Source organism: Pseudomonas sp. EZ-C24, from assembly GCF_014525325.1.
Classification (GTDB): domain Bacteria; phylum Pseudomonadota; class Gammaproteobacteria; order Pseudomonadales; family Pseudomonadaceae; genus Aquipseudomonas; species Aquipseudomonas shirazensis.
The window spans coordinates 22,897-43,229 of record NZ_JACDIU010000006.1; the positions used below are offsets into that span (position 1 = coordinate 22,897).

The window sequence follows — 20,333 nt, forward strand, 5'->3', positions numbered from 1 at the left end:
ATTAGGCAGGAGTGGCAATGACAAAGCGGGTACGGCCGGGCCTGTGTGCAGGCCTCTGTCCAGGCGAATCAGTGGTTGTGGCTGAACTCCAGGAGGAAATTGCGGGCGACTTCGCCTTCCAGCGCAGTCATGTGGTGTTCGGCGTCGCACATGTGCTCGTGCATCAAGCGGCGCACGGCGGCTTCATCGTTGGCGCGCAGGGCGTCGAGCAGCTGCTTGTGATAGTCGATGTTGGCCGCGGCGAACTGCTGGCGCTTGGGCAGGTAGGCTTTTTTCAGCACCACCAGGTCGCGCAGCAGGTCGTTGAGAAACACTGCCATGAAGCTCAGCAGCGGGTTGGCGCAGCGCCCGGCCAGCAGGGTATGAAACTCAAGCTCGGCCAAACGCTGCTCGCGCTGGCCTTCTTCGCTGTCTTCCGGGGTGCTGCAGAAATCGATGTTGGCTTGCAGCGCGGCATAGTCGGCGTCGCTGAGGCGGCCCATCACTGAAACCGCCAGCTCGACCTCGATGACTTTGCGCAGTTGGTACACCTGCTCGCCATCCAGGTGCTGAAAATGCAGGTAGTTGCGCAGCGCACGGCTGGCCGGTTCGGTGCCGACTTCATTGAGGTAGGCGCCGCCGCTCGGGCCGGTGCGGGTGCTGACCAGGCCCTCGACCTCGAGCGCCTTGAGCGCCTCGCGGGCGGTGCCCTTGGAGCATTCGAAGTGCTCCATCAGCTCGCGCTCGGTTGGCAGACGGTCACCGGGGTGCAGCGCCTCGGTGACGATCGAGCGCTTGACCGACTCGACGATCATGTCCGACAGCTTCTGACGTTTGCGCTTGGGTTTGAGCATGCGGGCTATTTTTCATATTTATGCGGATAAATAGGATTTAGCGAATTTGCCGCCGGTGGGTCAAGAGTTGAGGCGGGGAGGGGGTCGTAAATGGAGCGGATGGGTCGGCTACGGGTATGTGTGTTCAGCGGGCGGACATGAAAAAGCCGCTGTAACCGGGTTACAGCGGCTTGGCCGGAGCAGACCGTTGATCAGTCTTTCGGGCCTTGCTCCAGATGGGCTGGGCTGCAGTACCACTGACTGCCACGGTGCAGCGCCCGGTCATTGGGCAGGTGCACGCCGCAGTGCGCGCAGCGCACCATGGTCAGCGGGTCATCCAGGCGCTGCGCGGGGCGCGCCTGCTGGCTGAGCTTGAATTTGCGCCACAGCCAGAACGCTGCGGCGATCAGGGCGATCCAGAAAAGTAGGCGAACCATGGTGTCCAGCTTGGTCGAGAAGAAGAGCCGACAGTCTAGGACGCGGGCAAAAAAAAAGGGAGGCCTTGGGCTTCCCTTTCTTTTTTGTTTTTCCGACATCGTGCTTGCTGTGTGTAGGAGCGGCCTTGTGTCGCGAAAGGCCTGCGCAGCGGGCCCAGCAATTCTGCGGCGCTGCGTAGATCGTGGGGCCGCTGCGCAGCCCTTTCGCGACACAAGGCCGCTCCTACAAGGGCAGCCTGTATCAAATCAATCAAACAGACCAAAGGTTGCGTAGCTGAACCACGAACGGCTCTCTTCGGCTTCTTTCGGACCGGCCGGCAGAATCGGATCACCGTCTTCATCTTTAGGCAGCAAGTCTTGCGGAATCTCCGAACGGGCATCCTTGAACTGGCGAACCACGTCCTGATTGGCGCGGGTCTCACCTGGCGGCAGCGGCGTGTCGGTCTCGATCAGGCCCAGGGTCGCCTTGGACAGCCACGAACGCTGATCACCATCAGCTTGCTTGGGCTCGAAGCTGCCGTCGACCAGGCTTGGGTGATCTGGGTAGTTGAGCTTGAGGGTTTCCAGGCTGGTATTGGCCAGCTCGTCCAGGTGCAGATGCTGGTAAGCCTCGACCATCACCGCCAGGCCGTCACCGACCGATGGGGTTTCCTGGAAGTTCTCGACCACGTAACGGCCACGGTTGGCCGCAGCGACATAGGCCTGGCGGCTCATGTAGTAGTCGGCAACGTGGATTTCGTAGGCGGCCAGCAGGTTGCGCAGGTAGATCATGCGCTGCTTGGCGTCAGGCGCGTAGCGGCTGTTGGGGAAGCGGCTGGTCAGCTGGGCGAACTCGTTATAGGAGTCGCGGGCAGCGCCCGGGTCACGCTTGGTCATGTCCAGCGGCAGGAACCGCGCCAGCAGGCCACGGTCCTGGTCAAACGAAGTCAGGCCCTTGAGGTAGTAGGCGTAGTCGACGTTCGGGTGCTGCGGGTGCAGCCGGATGAAGCGCTCGGCAGCCGACTTGGCAGCCTCTGGCTCGGTGTTCTTGTAGTTGGCGTAGATCAGCTCGAGCTGGGCCTGGTCGGCGTAACGACCGAACGGGTAGCGCGATTCCAGGGCCTTGAGCTTGTTGACGGCACTGGTGTAGCTCTTGTTGTCCAGGTCGGCCTGCGCCTGCTGGTACAACTCGGCTTCGCTGAGGTTCTCGTCAATCACTTCCTTGTTCGAGGAACAGGCAGCGGTAAGCCCGAGGAGGGCGATCAGCAGCAGGTGTTTCACTTGCATGGCGGCTTGCGTCCTTTGACGGCCGCTGTCTTGGGCGGTGCCGTCCTGTTATGATGAGCGCCCCCGGGTTGACCCCAGGGCAAAAGAAGCCGTATTTAACCACAAGCGCGCAGTTGAAACCAAAGGCTGTGCGCCAGCCGAATCGAGCATGTCCGAGATCATCCAACTTAGCGAAGAGGTCCCGTCCGAAATGGGCGGCCAGCGCCTCGACCAGATCGCCGCCCAACTGTTCGGCGAGTACTCGCGTTCGCGCCTGACCACCTGGATCAAGGACGGCCGTCTGACGGTCGACGGTCAAGTCGTGCGTCCACGCGATCCGGTCTATGGCGGTGCCAAGCTGGTCCTTGAGGCCGAGCAGGAAGCCCAGGGCGAGTGGATCGCCCAGGACATCCCGTTGAACATCGTCTACGAAGACGAGCAGATCCTGGTGATCAACAAGCCTGCCGGGCTGGTTGTCCACCCGGCTGCCGGGCATGCCGATGGCACCCTGCTCAATGCCTTGCTGCACCACGTGCCAGACATCGTCAATGTGCCGCGTGCGGGCATCGTCCACCGCCTGGACAAAGACACCACCGGCCTGATGGTGGTGGCCAAGACCCTGCAGGCGCAGACCAAGCTGGTCGAGCAGATGCAGAGCCGCAGTGTCAGCCGCATCTACGAGTGCATCGTGATTGGCGTGGTCACCTCCGGTGCCACCATCAACGCCCCGATCGGCCGCCACGGTGGCTCGCGTCAGCGCATGGCGGTGACCGAGACCGGCAAGCCTGCCGTCAGTCACTACCGCGTGCTCACCCGCTTCCGTTCGCACACCCATGTGCGGGTCAAGCTGGAGACCGGCCGTACGCACCAGATCCGCGTGCACATGGCCCACGTCGGCTATCCGCTGATTGGTGATCAGACCTACGGCGGTCGCTTCCGCATCCCGCCTGCGGCCGAGCCGGAAATGGTCACTGCGCTGAAGACCTTCCCGCGTCAGGCCCTGCACGCACGCTTCCTCGCCCTCGATCACCCGCTCACGGGTGAGCGGATGCAATGGAAGTCGGCCCTGCCGGAAGACTTCGTCGGCTTGCTGGAGCTGCTCCAGGAAGACCGCGACAGCTTTATCGGATGAACGGTCTGACGCAGTTGCTGCGCCCTGATTGGCCAGCCCCGGCCACAGTGCGCGCCTGCGTCACCACTCGTGCGGGTGGCATCAGCCTGCCGCCGTACGACAGCTTCAACCTCGGCGATCATGTCGGCGACGACCCGGCTGCCGTCAGTGAAAACCGCCGACGCCTCAGTGAGCAATTCGACATTCATCCCGCCTGGCTCAAGCAAGTCCACGGCGTGGTGGTGGCTGATGCTAACCCGGCGCAGGTGATGGAAGCCGATGCGAGCTGGACCGACCAGGCGCACATTGCCTGTACGGTGATGACCGCCGACTGCCTGCCAGTGTTGTTCTGCGATCGCGCCGGTACCCGCGTTGCCGCAGCCCATGCCGGCTGGCGCGGGCTGGCGGGCGGCGTGCTCGAGGCTACCCTCGAGCGCCTGGCAGTGCCGGCCGATCAGGTGCTGGTCTGGCTCGGCCCGGCCATTGGCCCGAGCGCATTCGAAGTAGGCGAAGAAGTCCGTGACGCCTTCACTGCCGAGCACCCGCAAGCCGCCGAAGCATTCGTGCCGGGTGAGCGCCCGGGCAAACTGCTGGCCGACATCTACCAGCTGGCACGCATCCGCCTTGCGGCGCGCGGCATCACTGCTGTCTATGGTGGTGGCCTGTGCACGGTCAGCGACCCACGCTTCTATTCCTATCGGCGCACCCCGCAGGGTGGGCGCTTCGCTTCGCTGGTTTGGCTCGATCCGCTCTGCGTCTGATTTGAGAGCGCCGGGGCTGCGTTGCAGCCCTTTCGCGACACAAGGCCGCTCCTACAGGGGACCGCGTACTACCTGTAGGAGCGGCCTTGTGTCGCGAAAGGGGCGCAAAGCGCCCCAGCATTGCCAGCTCCTCATGCAGTCATCGTTCTTGTAGGACATTCCCGTAACTGATCTCGATCAACCCCGCTAAGCTTGAAACTCCCAGAATAAGCCTTATCTATTAGTCATCTCTGGCAGGTTTCTTCATCAGGTGTGTCCATCGCTCCGGCCTGCCCTTATTTAGGAAGGTATCCCCATGCGAATAGACCGATTAACCAGCAAACTGCAATTAGCGTTATCTGACTCGCAATCCCTAGCGGTGGGCATGGACCACCCGGCCATCGAACCGTTGCACCTGCTGCAAGCACTGATCGACCAGCAAGGTGGTTCGATCAAGCCGCTGCTGATGCAGGTCGGCTTTGACGTCAACAGCCTGCGCAAGGCGTTGAGCAAAGAGCTCGACCAACTGCCGAAAATCCAGAACCCTACCGGCGACGTCAACATGTCGCAGGACCTGGCGCGCATGCTCAACCAGGCCGACCGTCTGGCCCAGCAGAAGGGTGACCAGTTCATCTCCAGTGAACTGGTGCTGCTCGCGGCCATGGACGAGAACAGCAAGGTCGGCAAACTGTTGCTCGGCCAGGGCGTGAGCAAGAAAGCCCTGGAAAACGCCATCAATAACCTGCGTGGCGGTGCGGCCGTCAACGACGCCAACGTCGAAGAGTCGCGTCAGGCCCTGGACAAGTACACCGTCGACCTGACCAAGCGTGCCGAAGAAGGCAAGCTTGACCCGGTGATCGGCCGTGACGACGAAATCCGCCGCACCGTGCAGGTATTGCAACGCCGGACCAAGAACAACCCGGTGCTGATCGGCGAGCCTGGCGTGGGTAAAACCGCCATTGCCGAAGGCCTGGCCCAGCGCATCATCAATGGCGAAGTGCCGGACGGCCTCAAAGGCAAGCGCCTGCTCGCCCTGGATATGGGTGCGCTGATTGCTGGCGCCAAGTACCGCGGCGAATTCGAAGAGCGCCTCAAAGGCCTGCTCAACGAGCTGTCCAAGCAGGAAGGCCAGATCATTCTGTTCATCGACGAGCTGCACACCATGGTTGGCGCTGGTAAAGGCGAGGGCGCCATGGACGCCGGTAACATGCTTAAACCGGCCCTGGCCCGTGGCGAGCTGCACTGCGTTGGCGCCACCACGCTCAACGAGTACCGCCAGTTCATCGAGAAGGACGCGGCGCTCGAGCGACGCTTCCAGAAGGTGCTGGTCGAGGAGCCGAGCGAGGAAGACACCATCGCCATCCTGCGCGGCCTGAAAGAGCGCTATGAAGTGCACCACAAGGTGGCCATCACCGACGGTGCGATCATTGCCGCGGCCAAGCTCAGCCACCGCTACATCACCGATCGCCAGCTGCCGGACAAGGCCATCGACCTGATCGACGAAGCGGCCAGCCGCATCCGTATGGAGATCGACTCCAAGCCTGAGGTGCTCGACCGTCTCGACCGTCGTCTGATTCAGCTCAAGGTCGAATCCCAGGCGCTGAAAAAAGAAGAAGACGAGGCGGCGAAAAAACGCCTCGAGAAACTTCACGAAGAAATCCAGCGGCTGGAGCGCGAGTACTCCGACCTGGAAGAGATCTGGCAGTCGGAAAAAGCCGAAGTACAGGGCTCGGCGCAGATCCAGCAAAAGATCGAGCAAGCCCGTCAGGAGCTTGAAGCTGCCCGCCGCAAAGGCGACCTGAGCCGCATGGCCGAGCTGCAGTACGGGGTGATCCCGGACCTGGAGCGCAGCCTGCAGATGGTCGACCAGCACGGCAAGAGCGAAAACCAGCTGCTGCGCAACAAGGTCACCGAGGAAGAGATCGCCGAAGTGGTCTCGAAGTGGACCGGCATCCCGGTGTCGAAGATGCTCGAAGGCGAGCGCGACAAGTTGCTGAAAATGGAAGCGCTGCTGCACCAGCGCGTGATTGGCCAGCACGAGGCCGTGACCGCCGTGGCCAACGCCGTGCGCCGTTCGCGGGCCGGGCTGTCTGACCCGAACCGGCCAAGTGGTTCGTTCATGTTCCTTGGCCCGACTGGCGTGGGTAAGACCGAGCTGTGCAAGGCCTTGGCCGAGTTCCTGTTCGACACCGAAGAGGCCATGGTGCGTATCGATATGTCCGAGTTCATGGAGAAACATTCCGTGGCTCGCCTGATCGGTGCTCCACCAGGCTATGTAGGTTACGAAGAGGGCGGGTACCTGACCGAAGCCGTGCGCCGCAAGCCGTACACAGTGTTGCTGCTGGACGAGGTCGAGAAGGCCCACCCGGATGTATTCAACGTGCTGCTGCAAGTGCTTGAAGATGGTCGCCTTACCGACAGCCATGGCCGTACGGTGGACTTCCGCAACACGGTCATCGTGATGACCTCCAACCTCGGCTCGGCACAGATCCAGGAGTTGGTCGGCGACCGTGAGGCGCAGCGTGCGGCGGTAATGGACGCGGTGGGTAACCACTTCCGGCCGGAGTTCATCAACCGGATCGACGAGGTGGTGGTGTTCGAGCCGCTGGGCCGTGAGCAGATCGCCGGTATCACCGAGATCCAGTTGGGCCGCCTGCGCAGCCGTCTGGCCGAGCGCGAGCTGTCGCTGGAACTGAGCCCGGAGGCGATCGACAAGCTGATCGCGATTGGCTACGACCCGGTGTATGGCGCACGTCCACTGAAGCGCGCGATCCAGCGCTGGATCGAAAACCCGCTGGCGCAGTTGATCCTGGCAGGGCAGTTCATGCCGGGGACGACGATTACCGCCAAGGTCGAAGGCGAAGAAATAGTCTTCGAATAAAAAATAATCTTGAGCCCCGCACGTGCGGGGCTTTTTTTTGAAAATTTTCTGGGTTTTTTTACCCAAAAACAGCTTTGACCCTGAGAAAAACGCCTGCCACGACGATTATTCTGCCCATCCCGAAGCGAGATTCAGCAGCGTTTTCTGCCCTCCAGTTGGCTCGTATGGCGCTCGTAAGCTACTGATAATCCCGGCAAAACCCCCAATTTACGGGGGCTCGCGGTAAGCCCGTAAAATTATTGAAATTTATGCTTGCATCTAAAATCGAGTGCTCCTAATATACGCCCCGCTGTCAGCCACTAAGCAGATCGCCAGCGGTAACGACGATCTGAAAACAGTTTGCAAATCAGTAAGTTGAATGCAAATTGGGGGTTGACAAGCAAAACGAAGGATGTAGAATAGCCGGCCTCAGAGACGCAAACGCAGAAATGCAGAGTGTTGAAGAGATCGAAGCTTAAACAGCCTTCGAGATCGGAAGATCGAAGTTTAGTTCCGCGATAGCTCAGTCGGTAGAGCAAATGACTGTTAATCATTGGGTCCCTGGTTCGAGTCCAGGTCGCGGAGCCATTTCGGGGTGTAGCGCAGTCCGGTAGCGCGCCTGCTTTGGGAGCAGGATGTCAGGAGTTCGAATCCCCTCACCCCGACCATATTCCGGGTCGTTAGCTCAGTTGGTAGAGCAGTTGGCTTTTAACCAATTGGTCGTAGGTTCGAATCCTACACGACCCACCATGTAAGAGAAGGGCACCTCGACTGAGGTGCCCTTTTTCTTTGTCTGGATTTTATCTCTGCAGGTTTTCCCGCCTGCCCCCGCCACCTTGCCGACCTGCCTGCACAGCCTTTCCAGGGCGTGCTCCGACGGCGAGCGCCAGCAAGATCAGCAGCATCGACGCCAACCCCAATGTACTTGGCCATTGCCCCAGTATCAGCATCGAACTGACGATGCCGAACAGCGGGATCAGCAGCGACAGCGGTGCTACCTGTGATACAGGGTATTCGCGCAGCAGCAGGTTCCAGCCCCAGTAGCAAAACAGCGTCGCGCCGTATACCTGAAACGCCAGCGAAAACAAGGTAAACCCGTGCAACTGGGCCGGCAGCGCGGTGAATGGTGCTGAGCCGTGTGCAAGCCAGGTCAGCAGTAATAGCGGGATTGGCGGGAACAGGCTGGCCCAGACCACAAAAGCAAAGATTTCCTGCACCTTCGACTTTTTGATCAGTACATTGCCAATACTCCAGGCCAGGGCGCTGGCGATTACCAGCGCTAAACCGACAGTGCTGACGGTGCCTGAGCCATCCACCAGCACGCCGAACAGGCCAAGAGCCGCCAAGCATATGCCGATCAGTTGTGGCCGATTCAGGCTTTCGCCAAACCACAATACGCCCCAGCCCAAGGTGAAAAACGCACTCAGCTGAATCAGCAGCGAGGCACTGCCAGGTGGTACGCCCAAAGCGATGCCCTGGTTGATAAGCGCCCACATGGCCACGCCGAAGATCAAGCCGTAGCCGGCCAGCCAGCGAAACCTTACCTGCGGCCGCTTGACCACGAATACCCAAGGCAGGGCGGCAAGGCTGAAGCGCAGCGCGGTCAGCAGCAGCGGATCGATCTCGGCCAGGCCGAGCTTGGTGATGGGGAAGTTCAACCCCCAGATGGCCGTGACCATGACGGCCAGGCACAGGTGCTTTTTCTGCATTGTCAGACTTTTCCCGGAACAACGAGCGCACAGGCGCGAGAGCGGGAAATACGCGAGAAATGGCGCTGGCCTGCTTTCAGCTTGAGGCCAACTATCATTAAAATCAGGCCATGAAAGAATCTCTCGGTCTTGATCCTTACCAGAACGTCCCGCGTGATGCGGTGGTGACGGTGCGTGATTACGCCGACGGCCAGGTATTTGCCGCGCACAGCCATCAGCGCGGGCAGTTTGCCTACGCCTCATGTGGCGTCATCACCGTGTTTACCGACAGGGGTAATTGGGTGGTGCCGCCCCAGCGGGCTATCTGGGTGCCGGCGCGGCTGGGTCATGCCATGCACATGCGTGGCCCGGTCACCATGCTCAACACCTATATCCGCGAGCCTGCTGCACTGGCTTTGGGCTTGCCGGAGGAGTGCCAGGTGTACGGTGTATCTGCACTGCTACGGCAGTTGCTGGACAAGGCGATTGAGGTCCCTGCGCTGTATGCCGCAGAGGGGCGTGATGGCCACCTGATGGGCCTGTTGTTGCATGAGATCGCGGCCATGCCGGCGCTGTCGCTGAATGCGCCACTGCCGCAAGAGCCGCGGCTGGCGCAGGCCTGCCGCGAGTTTCTCGAGCAGCCTTCACTGGAGGTCGGCATTGATGCCATGGCCCAGCGCACGGCCATGAGCCGGCGCACGTTCACTCGCCTGTTCAGGGCGCAGACCGGCATCAGCTTCATCGAATGGCGGCAACAGGCTTGCCTGCACGCGGCGGTGATCAGGTTGGGCAACGGCGAGCCAGTCACGCAGGTGGCAATAGCGCTTGGCTACAGCAGCTCAAGTGCCTTTGCGACTGTTTTCAAGCGGGTGCTGGGCGAGGTGCCAAGCCGTTATATGGCGGAGTCAGCAAGCGGCAGGAGAGGCGGTTAGCGAGGCGTAGCCACCGGGGCCGCAAGGCTGCGGCCCGGCAGTTTTTACATCAGTGCAGCTTGAGTCGCGGTTCGGTGCCGCGGCCGATCTTGCTGCCAATCATCAGCATCGCCGTGCGGAATGCGCCATACAGCGCCATCTGGTGCATGCGGTACAGCGACACATAGAACATCCGCGCCAGCCAGCCTTCCAGCATCACGCTGCCGGTCAGGTTACCCATCAGATTGCCCACTGCCGAGAAGCGCGACAGCGAGACCAGCGAGCCGTAATCCTTGTAGGCATAGGTTGGCAGCGGCTTGTTCTCCAGGCGCGCTTTCAGGCTCTTGGCCAGCATTGAGGCCTGCTGGTGCGCAGCCTGCGCGCGAGGCGGCACATTGCGGTCGCTGCCCGGTTGTGGGCATGCAGCGCAGTCGCCAAAGGCGAAGATATCGTCATCCAGTGTGGTCTGCAGGGTAGGGCGCACCACCAGCTGGTAGATCCGGTTGCTTTCCAGGCCGTCGATATCCTTGAGGAAGCCCGGCGCACGAATACCTGCCGCCCATACTTTGAGGCTGGCCTGGATCACTTCGCCGGAGGCGGTTTTCAGGCCATCTTCGGTCACTTCACTGACCGAGGCGTTGGTCAGCACCGTTACCCCGAGTTTTTCCAGGGTCTTGTGCACCGGTACGCTGATGCGCTCAGGCAATGCCGGCAACACGCGCGGGCCGGCTTCGATCAGTGTGATGTGCATGTCTTGCGGCTGAATCTTGTCCAGGCCGTAGGCGGCCAGCTCGTGCGCGGCGTTGTGCAGCTCAGCGGCCAGCTCGACGCCCGTGGCGCCGGCACCGACAATGGCCACGCTGATTTTTTCGCCCGCTGCATTACCGGCATGGGCGCGCAGATAGTGATTGAGCAGCTGCTGATGGAAGCGCTCGGCCTGCTTGCGGCTGTCGAGGAACAAGCAGTGCTGCGCCGCGCCCAAGGTACCGAAATCATTGGTATTGCTACCAACTGCAATTACCAGGGTGTCGTAGCCCAGGGTGCGCGCTGGCAGCAGCTCGCGGCCGTCTTCATCGAGGGTGGCCGCCAGCTGGATCTGCTTGCTCTCACGCTCCAAACCACTCATGCGGCCGAGCTGGAAGTTGAAGTGGTTCCATTTGGCCTGGGCGACGTAGTTGAGCTCGTCTTCCGAAGAGTTCAGCGAGCCGGCCGCGACTTCGTGCAGCAGCGGTTTCCAGATGTGGGTCAGGTTGGCGTCGACCAGGGTGATTTCGGCCTTTTTGCTCTTGCCCAGGCTTTTACCCAGGCGGGTCGCCAGTTCCAGGCCGCCGGCGCCGCCGCCGACAATCACGATGCGATGTGTCATGGAGATATCTCATAAGGTTAAACGAATGCTTGGCCCTGAGGGCCGGCGTCGTGGCCGAGGGGAGGGCGAGCGCAACGCAGCTCATAGCACCAGTCCACTCAACAAACGACTCAAGAGGCCCAGACCGATGGTCACTGCCACCACCAGCGCCAGGAGCAGCCATGGCCGAAAAGGCCTGCGCTCGACTTGGTGCTGAGGGGCTTTGAGATACTCATCGACGCGACGCTGATCTTCAGGATTCAGGCGGCTGGTCATGGTGGGCCTCGTCAGATAGACGCTTGAGACTGCACGAACGCTACAGGGTTCGTGCACCAGGCAGCGACGAATGATAATACTTTCTGTCTATGCCGCCGAGTGTACGCCGCTGCAAAGACTCTCGGCAGTGGATCAAAGACTGATCCCGACATCGAAAACGATACTGCGTCCCAGGTTACCGCGCAGAAAATCCGGCGCGTCCGGGTGGGCGAACAGCACCCGGGCAAAGGTTGGTCCGACCAGCGACAACGACCGCCAGCCCTGGCGCAGGTATTCGGTCGGCGGCGGGAAATGGCTGTTCAGGTCGAGCACTTCACGCTTGAGGCTGGCAAAAGCGATGATATCCAGCTCGTTCAGCTCCAGGCCGCGCTCGCGGTAATTGTGGGCTTTCTTGCGCAAGGTTGGTGCCAGGCGCAGCAGCAATTCCTGCGCGCTGATGCGTCTGGGCCGGGCTTCGCGGCGTACCAGCTGGCTCAGCGAGAAAGCACTGCGCCGCCGTTGCAGCTCTTCGCGCCACTCGTCATTCAGCCGCCGACCCTCATCCAGCACGAAAAATACCTCGAATGCCGCGTCGCGAAACAGCACGTCCGGCGGCTCCTGCCCGGCGGGGGTGAAGTCTTCGTTGCGGTAGGGGATGTTCAGCCCCTGCAGCAGGCGCTGGCAGACCCAACGCTCGCGTTCCCATTTGCGGGCATTGGACAGAAAGGCATTGGCCTGTTCGGCCTGGATAGTAAGCAGGCGCAGGTAATCTGAGTCATCCATGGCTCAAGCTTAGCCGCTAATCTGTGAAGGTAAGATGTTGTTTACCGATGTAAATCAGCCCACCTCCAGGTCAACGCGGTCCCGTAGGAACGGCCTTGTGTCGCGAAAGGCCAGCGAAGCTGGCCCGGCGATATCAGCGGCGAAGCTGAAAATGTGGGGCCGCTGCGCAGCCCTTTCGCGACACAGGGCCGCTCCTACGCCGAGCGCGCCAGGTTTGGAAGAATGGATAGTCAACACAGGAGACATCAAACGTGATCAGCGCACAGGTCCTGTCCACCACCAGCCTCACCCTCGGCTGGCTGGCCTACCTGCCACTGCTGCTCTGGGCCATATCGCGCAGCAGCTGGATCGAACTGTGCAGCGATCGTCGCCGCCAACACCTGCTGTTCGGCGCGATATTCGCCTTGTTTGCGTTATGGCTGGTTCGTCGCGACTTCGACACCGGCGTCTCCTACCACTTCATCGGCATGACTGCCGTAACCCTGCTGCTCGACTGGCCGTTGGCGATCATCGCCGGCTTCATCGCTCAACTCGGGCTGTTGTCGCTCGGCCGGCAGGATTGGGCCGCGCTCGGCATCAACGGCCTGCTGATCGTCGGCCTGCCGGTGCTGGTTACCGAAACCTGCGCGATCCTGGTCGAGCGGGCGCAGCCGCGTAACCTGTTCATCTATATATTTTCAGGCTTTTTCGCCGCTGCGCTGTCAGCCCTGCTGTGCCTGACGGCTGCGCTGGGCCTGCTCTGGGTCGATGGCCTGTTCGCCATGCCCGAGTGGCTGACGGACTTTGTCGGGTACCTGTGGCTGATGATGTTTCCCGAAGCCTTTATCAACGGCATGGTCATCAGTGCACTGGTGGTGTTCTGCCCGGAATGGCTGGAGACCTTCAACCGCACCCGCTACCTGCAGGCGCCGCGGAAGGATGACGAGCGCTGAGGCCCATCACCCAGGCATGGACTCAGTGACGCGGCTCCAGATCAGCCGAATACAACTCATCTTCCGATTCCGGCGCGCCGGCAATCTTGTGTTCCTCAGCCGCCCAGGCGCCAAGGTCGATCAATTTACAGCGGTCGGAGCAAAACGGCCGGTTGACGCTGGCCTCGGTCCATTCCACAGGTGCGCCACAGGTTGGGCAATCAACGGACAACGGCTGGCTCATGGCTGGCCTCCTCGTAAAGTCAGGTAAAAGTGGTGCAACTGGTCGATCTGCTCGTGCAGCCAAGGCACATCGCGATCATTCACCAGCACATCGTCGGCATGCCGCAAACGCTCCTCGCGGGTCGCCTGAGCCGCCAGAATCGCCTGCACCTGCTCAGGGCTGGTGCCGTCGCGCTGCAATGTACGCTGCACTTGTAGCGCCTGCGGCACATCGATCACCAGCACGCGCTGGGTCTTGCGATACTGCCCCGACTCGATCAACAGCGGCGAAACATACACCGCATAGGGCGACTCGGCCTTGGCCAGGTAGCTGAAGATCTCCTGCCCGATCAACGGGTGCAGCAACGCTTCAAGCCAGCGCCGCTGTTCAGGGTCGGCAAAAATCAGCTGGCGCAGTGCCGCTCGATCGAGCTGGCCATCGCCTTGCAGCACGCCCGCGCCAAAGCGCTCGACGATACTGGCCAACGCTGGCCGCCCAGGCTCGACCACCCAGCGCGCAGCCTGATCAGCGTCGACCAGGTGCACACCCAGCTCGACAAAACGCTCGGCCGCAGCGCTCTTGCCACTGCCGATGCCGCCGGTCAGGCCCAGGATCCAAGGGGAAAACGCCGCAGTGGTCATCAGATTCCAAGCAGTTGCAGGTAAGAGGCGTACATTTCATCACCCCAGAGCACAGCAATCCACCCCGCAATTGCCAGATACGGACCAAACGGCATCGCCGTGCCCAGCGAAGCGTTACGCCAACGCAGCAAACACAGGCCGATCAACGCCCCCACCAGCGACGACAACAGCAGCGTCAACGGCAGCACCTGCCAGCCACCCCAGGCGCCGAACAACGCCAGCAGCTTGAAGTCGCCATAGCCCATGCCGTCCTTGCCGGTCACCAGCTTGAATAGCCAGAACACCGTCCACAGGCTCAGGTAGCCCATCACCGCTCCCCACAGCGCGTCCGGCAACGGCACGAACATGCCCGTGGCATTGAGCATCAAACCGATCCACAGCATCGGCAGCACCAGCACATCGGGCAGCAACTGATGCTGGCTGTCGATCAAGCTCAATGCCAGCAGGCACCAGGTCAGTAACAGCGCAGACAGCGCCTGCAGCCCAGGCCCGTAGTGCCATGCCACCACCAGCGACAGCCCGGCGCAGGCCAGCTCCACCAGCGGATAACGCACGCTGATCGTCCCCTTGCACCCTGCACAACGTCCCCGCAGCAGCAGGTAACTGAGCACAGGAATATTCTCCCAAGCCCGGATCCGATGCCCACAGTGCGGGCAATGCGAAGCCGGCAGCGCCAGATCAAACCGCCCATGTTCGGCGACCGGCAACTCCAGCACCTCCTGCGCTTCACGCTGCCACTGCCGTTCCAGCATGATCGGCAAACGGTGCACCAACACATTGATGAAGCTGCCCACCAGCAAGCCCAGCAGTGTCGCCAAACAGGTGAAATAAACCGGCTGTGCGGTCAAAAGCGTCCACAGATTCATATTCAGACCAAACTACCCAACTGGAAAATCGGTAGATACATCGCCACCACCAAACCACCGACCAGTACCCCGAGGATCAGCACGATGGCCGGCTCGAGCAGGCCGGTCAACTGATCCAGCGCCTGGCTCACCTGCTCTTCATAATGACTGGCGGCCTTGCCCAGCATCTGGTCCAGCGTGCCACTGGATTCGCCGATGGCCGCAAGCTGCACCAACAACGGCGGAAACAACCGATCCGCACTCATCGCCTGATGCAACCCCAGCCCATTGGCCATGCCCTGACGCAAACGCAGGATCGCCTGCTCATGCACCACGCCACCACTGACCGACGCCACTGTCGCCAACGCATCCAGCAATGGCACCCCCGCTGTGTACGCTGTGCCCAAACTGCGGGCAAAACGCGCCAGTGCCGCCTTCGCCAGCAACCGCCCCAGCACCGGCACCTCAAGTACCCGCAAAGATATCCACAAGCGCGCCACAGCGTTGTGCCGATACAGCCAACGCAGCGCCACTGTGGATAACACCATCAATGCCCCCAGCCAAGGTGCATGCCGCGCCAGCCCTGTGGACAAGTCCAGCACCCACTGGGTGAACGCCGGCAAGCTCTTGTCAAAACCGGCAAACAACCCCTGAAAGCGCGGCACCACCTCCAGCAGCAGCAGCGCCGAAACCCCCAGCCCCGTCAGTAACAGCAGCAGCGGATAAATCATCGCCTTGCGCACCCGCCGCTGCAGCGCCTGACGCTGCTCAAGCATGTTCGCCAGCTCCTCCAGCTGCCCATCCAGCTTGCCCGACTGCTCACCCACCCGCACCAGGTTGCAGTACAGCCGATCAAACCAAACCGGCTGGCGCTGCAACGCATCCGCCAATCCCAACCCCGCTGCCACATCCTGCTGCAATTTCACCAGCAACCGCCCCAGGCCCTCGTCGCCACCACTGCGCCCCATCACCTCAAACGCCTGCAACAACGGCACCCCCGCCTTCAGCAGCGTCGCCAACTGCCGACTGAAGCCCGCCGCATCCGGCTTACCCCGCCGCTGCGGCCAACTCAGCTGCCAGCCACCAACCGGACGCATCCGCGCAATGCTGATGCCCTGCCGCACCAGCCCAGCCCGCACCCACGCCGGGCTGCGCCCCTCGCACTGGCCGCTGACCCGGGCACCGCTGCGGTCGGTGCCCTCCCAGGTGTAAATACGCGATGTGGTACTCATGCACAGCTCCTTGCGGCTGATGCGACAAGCCCGGTAACAGCTTGCCGCGCCCATCCATGGGCGGGTTGTGAAGATGCTCACTAGAGTAGTTCAGCGAACATGACGTCCAGCCGAGCAGGGGTGACAAAAGGTGTCTGTTGAGGCCTACTGCGCGCCTGAAAGGCTGACGTCCACAGTGGATGAAGGCTCAGCCGAATCAACAAGGAAACGCGTTCATGAAAGCCCAACAAGGCATCACCCTGATCGAACTGATGATCGTCGTCGCAATCATCGGCATCCTCGCCACCATCGCCGTGCCGATGTACACGAATCACCAGGCCCGTACCAAAGCCGCGGCTGGGTTGCTGGAGATATCCGCGCTGAAGACCGCGATGGACTTGCGTTTGAATGAAGGCAAAGACGTGCCCGATGTGGCCTCGCTGGGCGGGCAGGCGACCACCGCGCATTGTGCGATTGCGGCCAGTGGCGTTGCGGCCAGTGGGGTGGGGAGTATTGCCTGCACGCTGGTGGAAGCGCCGGGGAATGTGGTGGGCAAGGTGATTACCCTGAGCCGGTCGGCGGCGGGGTGGGTTTGTAGTACCGGTATTGAAGAGGATTTGGCGCCTTCGGGGTGTAAGGCTGGCTGAGGCCGTGCTTTGGTCTGTTGCCCTCGGCGCGGGCGGTCTTGAGCTGTGAATCGCGCCTGCGGGATTGAGGAGAAGTAGGGGTTTGCCTAAGCGTTGCGGCTAGTGGTACGTTCGCAACACGCCGGTGTAGCTCAGTCGGTAGAGCAGCGCACTCGTAACGCGAAGGTCGCAGGTTCGATTCCTGTCTCCGGCACCATGACATCAGATTACAGAAGTCTGAAACTCTCCAAGCAATACCCAAGAGCCCGCCTACTGCGGGCTTTGCTGTTTCTGATGTCCTCGTTTAGAAGTCTGTTCACGGAGCCGCCGGCCTGCGCAGGCCAGCAAGTTGAAGTGCTGGCGTCTGTCCACACCCACCGGCCAGGAGTCCGTTTTATGCCTACAGATCTGGACGCGTTGCCTTCAAGTAGTCACGACTGCAAAAGTTACGAAGCGAGGAGGCAGCATCCGGTCGCTACTTTTTCAAAGCCTGTCAGCCAGGGGTATGACTGCAAGTCGTTGAGGAAAGACCAGAGATCTAGAGGAAGACGTCGTAAGACAGTTTGCTGATCAGGATCAGTAATAACACCAGGAATAGCGCTCGGACAAAAGGCACGCCTTTGTGAACCGCCAGCCAGGTGCCAGTGAGCGCTCCGAGAATGTTGAACGCAGCCATGGGGATCGCGATCAGGTAGAGCACGTTACCCGTCGGAATGAAGAACATCAGTGCCGCGATATTGGTAGCGATGTTCACGAGTTTCGCCGATGCCGAGGCGTGCAGAAAGTCGAAGGCGAAGCAGCGGATAAACAAAAAGATCAGGAAGCTGCCAGTGCCCGGACCGAACAGGCCATCGTAAAAACCGATGGCGCCGCCGATGACGATCGCCAGCAGTTTTTCCCTGGTACCGATGCGCATCGGTTTATGCAGGGCGCCGAAGTCTTTTTTCCAGAAGGTGTAGATCGCCATCAGCACAATCATCACCAGCACTGCCGGCCGCATCACTGACTGCGGTACGAACGATACCGTGGCGGCGCCGAAGAAGGCCATGACAAAGGCCGCACAGGCCGCGGGGATCACAAGCCCCCAGTCGATTACCACTTTGCGTATGAAGGACCGGGCCGCGAATGCGGTGCCGCAGGCGGCAGCGACCTTGTTGGTACCCAGCAGCGCTGCCGGTTGGGCGCTGGGCAGTAAGTTGAAAAGGGCGGGTATCTGGATCAGTCCGCCGCCGCCCACCGCCGCATCGATCAGGCCGGCAGCGAAAGCGAACACGCAAAGGATGACAATATCGACCATGAACTAAGGCTCTGACTATCTAGGTGGGTGGCGCATATCGCTGCAACCAGAGGACATGCTGATCTGGGCTGACGGGAAGGTTAACGGAAGGGCTTTTTCTGTGTTGCAATGCCGCATTGTGAAAAGTGCAATGAGGTGGAGCGTGGCATTGAACATGTTGGCGGAACTTGAAGCCTTTGCGGCCGTGGCTCGCAAGCGCAGCTTCGTCGCTGCGGCACGTACCTTGGGACGCTCCCCTAGTGCACTGACCCGCGCCATTCAGGCCCTGGAGGAAAGTGTCGGGCTCAAGTTGTTCAATCGCTCGTCCAATACCGTGAGCCTGACTGAGGCGGGTGAGTGCTTGTTATCCCACGCCTACAAAATGCTCGAACTGCAACGCGAGGTGGATGAAGACCTGGCCGGTCTCAGCGGCCTGGCCTCCGGCTGGATCCGTTTTTCCGCCCCCGAGGTACTTGGACATGGGGTATTGCCTAGGTTGATCGCGCAGTACTGCGAGCGTTATCCGGACGTCAACATCGATGTGATTTTCACCGATGAGCTCCTCGATCCGGCCAAGAGCAAAATGGACTTCTCGATCCGCGGGGCATTTCCACAATCCAGCGACTTGATCGGTTTCGCGCTTTGGAGTTACTCACGCCATCTGTATGCCGCCCCCGGGTACCTGGAGCGCAAAGGCGTGCCCGACTGTATCGAGGCGCTGGAGTCGCATTCGCTGATCCTGCATACGGCGCCGCGGATTCTCAAAGAGTGGAATTTTCGCTGCGACGGGCAGGCCATCAGCTTTCGGGTTCATCCCAAATTTCGTTTTAGTTCTGGTCTGGCGGTCTTCCAGGCAGCCTTGGCGGGCGTCGGGATCGCCCGCTTGGCGGATTGGATGGCTGAGCCCGAAGTGGAAGCGGGGCGCTTGGTGCGGGTTTGCCCTGACTACAAACTCACCTCCAGCAGCGGCGAGAGCCCACAGATGCATGCGGTTTACCCGGCCGGAAATCTGCCGCTGCGGGTGAGGGCGTTGCTGGAAATGATTCGTGGCGTGGGTGGAAGCCCGGAGTTCAACGCGGTACAGCACTGATATGAGTTTACGGCGCGTTCAGCCCATCAGGCGCTAGTACGGATGTGATCAAACATGATCTGATCTTGTGATCTCCGGGCCTGAGGTCATAGTCTAGACGTTGGAAAAAGGAGCCCTTCTGGTCATCGATAGCAAATGTTCGGTCTTTATCGCAGCAAGTGTCGACGGTTTCATCGCCAGGAAGGATGGAGATATTGAGTGGTTGAACCGCCCTGAATATGAGTGCCCTGTACTGAACGGGCTAACTTATGATGAATTCATGACGACGGTCGATGCGCTGGTCATGGGACGCAAGACGCTGGAGAAAGTGTTGTCCTTCACAGATTGGCCCTACGAGAACACACCCGTCGTGGTGCTTTCACAGGGGCAGGTATCGATACCAGCAAAGCTACGAAGCAAAGTCGAGGTCATGGCCGGCGATCCGGTGCTGATCGTGGCGCAGCTCGCGGCTCGGGGTCTCAAGCATCTCTATATCGATGGAGGTCAGACCATCCACAACTTCCTCGCTGCCGGATTGATCAACGAGATTACGATTACGCGTGTACCGGTATTGCTAGGCACAGGGATTCCATTGTTCAGCCAGTTGGGGGCTGAGCTCGATATGCGGCTGATTGATTCATCAACGTCGGATAACGGGTTTGTGCAGAGTCGTGATCAGGTGGTGTTATAGGCTAACCAGTCGTGTATGACTTGTCCCAGGTGCCTGTCCCGATTGCCAGGGCGACACGATCATCATTAAGCCGCTTGCGTTAGGAGGCTGAGCTGCTGTGCAAAATCCGTCGGTAGTCCAGTACCGGTTTTTCCCCTCTGAAGCTATTAATCAGCAGTACATTGCCGGTTCACGCACAGTGCAGTGTGGTAATCGGCATTAAGATGCTGATTAAAGGTCTGGACACGTCGTTCAGACTCACGATCCAAGCTTTTGCCGACGGTGCATGGCGTTACCCGATCTGCTGATCGCTGCGCCTTAACTGATGCGCAATGCAGCCCCGATACCTGTGAGGTCCTGCCGCAGCTAAAGCGAACAAGGCAATGTCGAAAGCGACCTCGCCACGGGCACGGGAAGCCAGTCCGGAAAAAGTTAGATTGATGCGGGATGCACATCAGGATCAATCTCTCACCATGGGCTTTTGAGAAATTTCCCACAGCCCTGAAACTTGCACCCATTGTTCCGGGCAGCTAGATTAGCCAAGTCGCGGCCAATTCCGCGATCGGGTTTGGCGACTCGGACAACTTGGCGCAACAGCGCCCCACACGATTTGCAGGCGCTTTTTTTGCGTCCGCAGCTTCGTGCTCTGGCGGCTGTGCGTGGGAGACCTTCGG

20 protein-coding genes and 4 tRNA genes are annotated in these 20,333 nt (G+C 60.6%); 12 read left to right on the forward strand and 12 right to left on the reverse strand.

From position 1 onward, the window contains the following. Positions 1–68 precede the first annotated feature (68 nt). From IDM28_RS02415 to IDM28_RS02425, 3 genes are all read right to left on the reverse strand, one after another. Positions 69–833: a FadR/GntR family transcriptional regulator gene (locus tag IDM28_RS02415; protein WP_150572773.1), complete on the reverse strand. Its 765-nt coding sequence runs from the start codon at positions 831–833 to the stop codon at positions 69–71. A 191-nt stretch (positions 834–1,024) separates the two neighbouring features. Further along, positions 1,025–1,249, reverse strand: a complete 225-nt coding sequence (locus IDM28_RS02420; protein WP_188035286.1) for a PP0621 family protein — start codon at positions 1,247–1,249, stop codon at positions 1,025–1,027. A 246-nt stretch (positions 1,250–1,495) separates the two neighbouring features. Further along, positions 1,496–2,515 (reverse strand): outer membrane protein assembly factor BamD, encoded by a 1,020-nt coding sequence (locus IDM28_RS02425; protein ID WP_101316235.1) that lies wholly within the window; start codon positions 2,513–2,515, stop codon positions 1,496–1,498. Positions 2,516–2,663: 148 nt separating this feature from the next. Between IDM28_RS02425 and rluD the strand changes: the two genes are divergently transcribed. The 6 genes from rluD to IDM28_RS02455 all read left to right on the forward strand — a co-directional run bounded on the left by rluD (position 2,664) and on the right by IDM28_RS02455 (position 7,955). Beyond that, complete coding sequence (gene rluD, locus IDM28_RS02430) at positions 2,664–3,626, forward strand: 23S rRNA pseudouridine(1911/1915/1917) synthase RluD (RefSeq protein ID WP_101316237.1); 963 nt, start codon at positions 2,664–2,666, stop codon at positions 3,624–3,626. After that, a complete protein-coding gene (pgeF, locus tag IDM28_RS02435; protein ID WP_150569976.1) occupies positions 3,623–4,366 on the forward strand; it encodes a peptidoglycan editing factor PgeF in 744 nt (247 codons plus the stop codon). The genes rluD and pgeF overlap by 4 nt, the downstream gene beginning before the upstream one ends. Before the next feature lie 295 nt (positions 4,367–4,661). Continuing rightward, on the forward strand, positions 4,662–7,226 hold the full coding sequence (gene clpB, locus IDM28_RS02440) for an ATP-dependent chaperone ClpB (protein ID WP_101316241.1): 2,565 nt from the start codon (positions 4,662–4,664) through the stop codon (positions 7,224–7,226). A gap of 491 nt (positions 7,227–7,717) precedes the next feature. Then, positions 7,718–7,793 (forward strand) — tRNA-Asn (locus IDM28_RS02445). 3 nt (positions 7,794–7,796) lie between these two features. Continuing rightward, a tRNA-Pro gene (locus IDM28_RS02450) sits at positions 7,797–7,873 on the forward strand. 6 nt (positions 7,874–7,879) lie between these two features. Beyond that, positions 7,880–7,955: transfer RNA gene (locus IDM28_RS02455), tRNA-Lys, on the forward strand. Positions 7,956–8,005: 50 nt separating this feature from the next. Here the strand turns inward: IDM28_RS02455 and IDM28_RS02460 are convergent. Further along, positions 8,006–8,914, reverse strand: a complete 909-nt coding sequence (locus tag IDM28_RS02460; protein ID WP_188035287.1) for an EamA family transporter — start codon at positions 8,912–8,914, stop codon at positions 8,006–8,008. A 110-nt stretch (positions 8,915–9,024) separates the two neighbouring features. Between IDM28_RS02460 and IDM28_RS02465 the strand changes: the two genes are divergently transcribed. After that, complete coding sequence (locus IDM28_RS02465) at positions 9,025–9,825, forward strand: AraC family transcriptional regulator (protein ID WP_181089066.1); 801 nt, start codon at positions 9,025–9,027, stop codon at positions 9,823–9,825. A gap of 49 nt (positions 9,826–9,874) precedes the next feature. Here IDM28_RS02465 and IDM28_RS02470 read toward each other — a convergent pair whose 3' ends face one another. The 3 genes from IDM28_RS02470 to IDM28_RS02480 all read right to left on the reverse strand — a co-directional run bounded on the left by IDM28_RS02470 (position 9,875) and on the right by IDM28_RS02480 (position 12,187). After that, positions 9,875–11,170 (reverse strand): NAD(P)/FAD-dependent oxidoreductase, encoded by a 1,296-nt coding sequence (locus IDM28_RS02470; RefSeq protein WP_188035288.1) that lies wholly within the window; start codon positions 11,168–11,170, stop codon positions 9,875–9,877. Positions 11,171–11,251: 81 nt separating this feature from the next. Next, positions 11,252–11,425, reverse strand: coding sequence for a DUF3094 family protein (locus IDM28_RS02475; RefSeq protein WP_101316250.1), 174 nt, complete (start codon positions 11,423–11,425; stop codon positions 11,252–11,254). A 132-nt stretch (positions 11,426–11,557) separates the two neighbouring features. Further along, positions 11,558–12,187, reverse strand: a complete 630-nt coding sequence (locus IDM28_RS02480) for a DUF1780 domain-containing protein (protein ID WP_101316252.1) — start codon at positions 12,185–12,187, stop codon at positions 11,558–11,560. Positions 12,188–12,438: 251 nt separating this feature from the next. On the opposite strand from IDM28_RS02480, the gene IDM28_RS02485 reads away from it, so the two are divergent. Further along, the gene (locus IDM28_RS02485) at positions 12,439–13,119 is read left to right on the forward strand and encodes an energy-coupling factor ABC transporter permease (protein ID WP_188035289.1); all 681 of its coding nucleotides are present in this window, start codon (positions 12,439–12,441) and stop codon (positions 13,117–13,119) included. A gap of 22 nt (positions 13,120–13,141) precedes the next feature. Here IDM28_RS02485 and yacG read toward each other — a convergent pair whose 3' ends face one another. From yacG to IDM28_RS02505, 4 genes are read right to left on the reverse strand one after another with little or no spacing between them, the layout of a single operon-like run. Beyond that, the gene (yacG, locus tag IDM28_RS02490; protein ID WP_101316256.1) at positions 13,142–13,342 is read right to left on the reverse strand and encodes a DNA gyrase inhibitor YacG; all 201 of its coding nucleotides are present in this window, start codon (positions 13,340–13,342) and stop codon (positions 13,142–13,144) included. Continuing rightward, complete coding sequence (coaE, locus tag IDM28_RS02495) at positions 13,339–13,962, reverse strand: dephospho-CoA kinase (protein WP_101316258.1); 624 nt, start codon at positions 13,960–13,962, stop codon at positions 13,339–13,341. The genes yacG and coaE overlap by 4 nt, the downstream gene beginning before the upstream one ends. Further along, complete coding sequence (locus IDM28_RS02500) at positions 13,962–14,828, reverse strand: prepilin peptidase (protein ID WP_188035290.1); 867 nt, start codon at positions 14,826–14,828, stop codon at positions 13,962–13,964. Before IDM28_RS02500 ends, coaE begins: the two co-directional genes overlap by 1 nt. 2 nt (positions 14,829–14,830) lie before the next feature. Beyond that, complete coding sequence (locus IDM28_RS02505; RefSeq protein WP_188035291.1) at positions 14,831–16,039, reverse strand: type II secretion system F family protein; 1,209 nt, start codon at positions 16,037–16,039, stop codon at positions 14,831–14,833. A 215-nt stretch (positions 16,040–16,254) separates the two neighbouring features. On the opposite strand from IDM28_RS02505, the gene IDM28_RS02510 reads away from it, so the two are divergent. Together IDM28_RS02510 and IDM28_RS02515 are read left to right on the forward strand one after the other, a co-directional pair. After that, positions 16,255–16,665, forward strand: coding sequence for a pilin (locus tag IDM28_RS02510; protein ID WP_188035292.1), 411 nt, complete (start codon positions 16,255–16,257; stop codon positions 16,663–16,665). A gap of 120 nt (positions 16,666–16,785) precedes the next feature. Then, positions 16,786–16,861, forward strand: a tRNA-Thr gene (locus tag IDM28_RS02515). A 321-nt stretch (positions 16,862–17,182) separates the two neighbouring features. Here the strand turns inward: IDM28_RS02515 and IDM28_RS02520 are convergent. After that, complete coding sequence (locus IDM28_RS02520) at positions 17,183–17,941, reverse strand: sulfite exporter TauE/SafE family protein (protein WP_188035293.1); 759 nt, start codon at positions 17,939–17,941, stop codon at positions 17,183–17,185. A 142-nt stretch (positions 17,942–18,083) separates the two neighbouring features. On the opposite strand from IDM28_RS02520, the gene IDM28_RS02525 reads away from it, so the two are divergent. After that, positions 18,084–19,010 carry a LysR family transcriptional regulator gene (locus IDM28_RS02525; RefSeq protein ID WP_188035413.1) on the forward strand — a complete coding sequence of 309 codons (927 nt, stop codon included), beginning with the start codon at positions 18,084–18,086 and terminating at the stop codon, positions 19,008–19,010. A gap of 124 nt (positions 19,011–19,134) precedes the next feature. Then, positions 19,135–19,680, forward strand: a complete 546-nt coding sequence (locus IDM28_RS02530) for a dihydrofolate reductase family protein (protein ID WP_188035414.1) — start codon at positions 19,135–19,137, stop codon at positions 19,678–19,680. The last annotated feature ends 653 nt before the right edge of the window (positions 19,681–20,333 follow it).

Bases quoted from the DNA above. Each gene is read 5' to 3' on its own strand.
- IDM28_RS02415 (WP_150572773.1), bottom strand. From the start codon at position 833: ATGCTCAAACCCAAGCGCAAACGTCAGAAGCTGTCGGACATGATCGTC.
- IDM28_RS02420 (WP_188035286.1), bottom strand. From the start codon at position 1,249: ATGGTTCGCCTACTTTTCTGGATCGCCCTGATCGCCGCAGCGTTCTGG.
- IDM28_RS02425 (WP_101316235.1), bottom strand. From the start codon at position 2,515: ATGCAAGTGAAACACCTGCTGCTGATCGCCCTCCTCGGGCTTACCGCT.
- rluD (WP_101316237.1), top strand. From the start codon at position 2,664: ATGTCCGAGATCATCCAACTTAGCGAAGAGGTCCCGTCCGAAATGGGC.
- pgeF (WP_150569976.1), top strand. From the start codon at position 3,623: ATGAACGGTCTGACGCAGTTGCTGCGCCCTGATTGGCCAGCCCCGGCC.
- clpB (WP_101316241.1), top strand. From the start codon at position 4,662: ATGCGAATAGACCGATTAACCAGCAAACTGCAATTAGCGTTATCTGAC.
- IDM28_RS02460 (WP_188035287.1), bottom strand. From the start codon at position 8,914: ATGCAGAAAAAGCACCTGTGCCTGGCCGTCATGGTCACGGCCATCTGG.
- IDM28_RS02465 (WP_181089066.1), top strand. From the start codon at position 9,025: ATGAAAGAATCTCTCGGTCTTGATCCTTACCAGAACGTCCCGCGTGAT.
- IDM28_RS02470 (WP_188035288.1), bottom strand. From the start codon at position 11,170: ATGACACATCGCATCGTGATTGTCGGCGGCGGCGCCGGCGGCCTGGAA.
- IDM28_RS02475 (WP_101316250.1), bottom strand. From the start codon at position 11,425: ATGACCAGCCGCCTGAATCCTGAAGATCAGCGTCGCGTCGATGAGTAT.
- IDM28_RS02480 (WP_101316252.1), bottom strand. From the start codon at position 12,187: ATGGATGACTCAGATTACCTGCGCCTGCTTACTATCCAGGCCGAACAG.
- yacG (WP_101316256.1), bottom strand. From the start codon at position 13,342: ATGAGCCAGCCGTTGTCCGTTGATTGCCCAACCTGTGGCGCACCTGTG.
- coaE (WP_101316258.1), bottom strand. From the start codon at position 13,962: ATGACCACTGCGGCGTTTTCCCCTTGGATCCTGGGCCTGACCGGCGGC.
- IDM28_RS02500 (WP_188035290.1), bottom strand. From the start codon at position 14,828: ATGAATCTGTGGACGCTTTTGACCGCACAGCCGGTTTATTTCACCTGT.
- IDM28_RS02505 (WP_188035291.1), bottom strand. From the start codon at position 16,039: ATGAGTACCACATCGCGTATTTACACCTGGGAGGGCACCGACCGCAGC.
- IDM28_RS02510 (WP_188035292.1), top strand. From the start codon at position 16,255: ATGAAAGCCCAACAAGGCATCACCCTGATCGAACTGATGATCGTCGTC.
- IDM28_RS02520 (WP_188035293.1), bottom strand. From the start codon at position 17,941: ATGGTCGATATTGTCATCCTTTGCGTGTTCGCTTTCGCTGCCGGCCTG.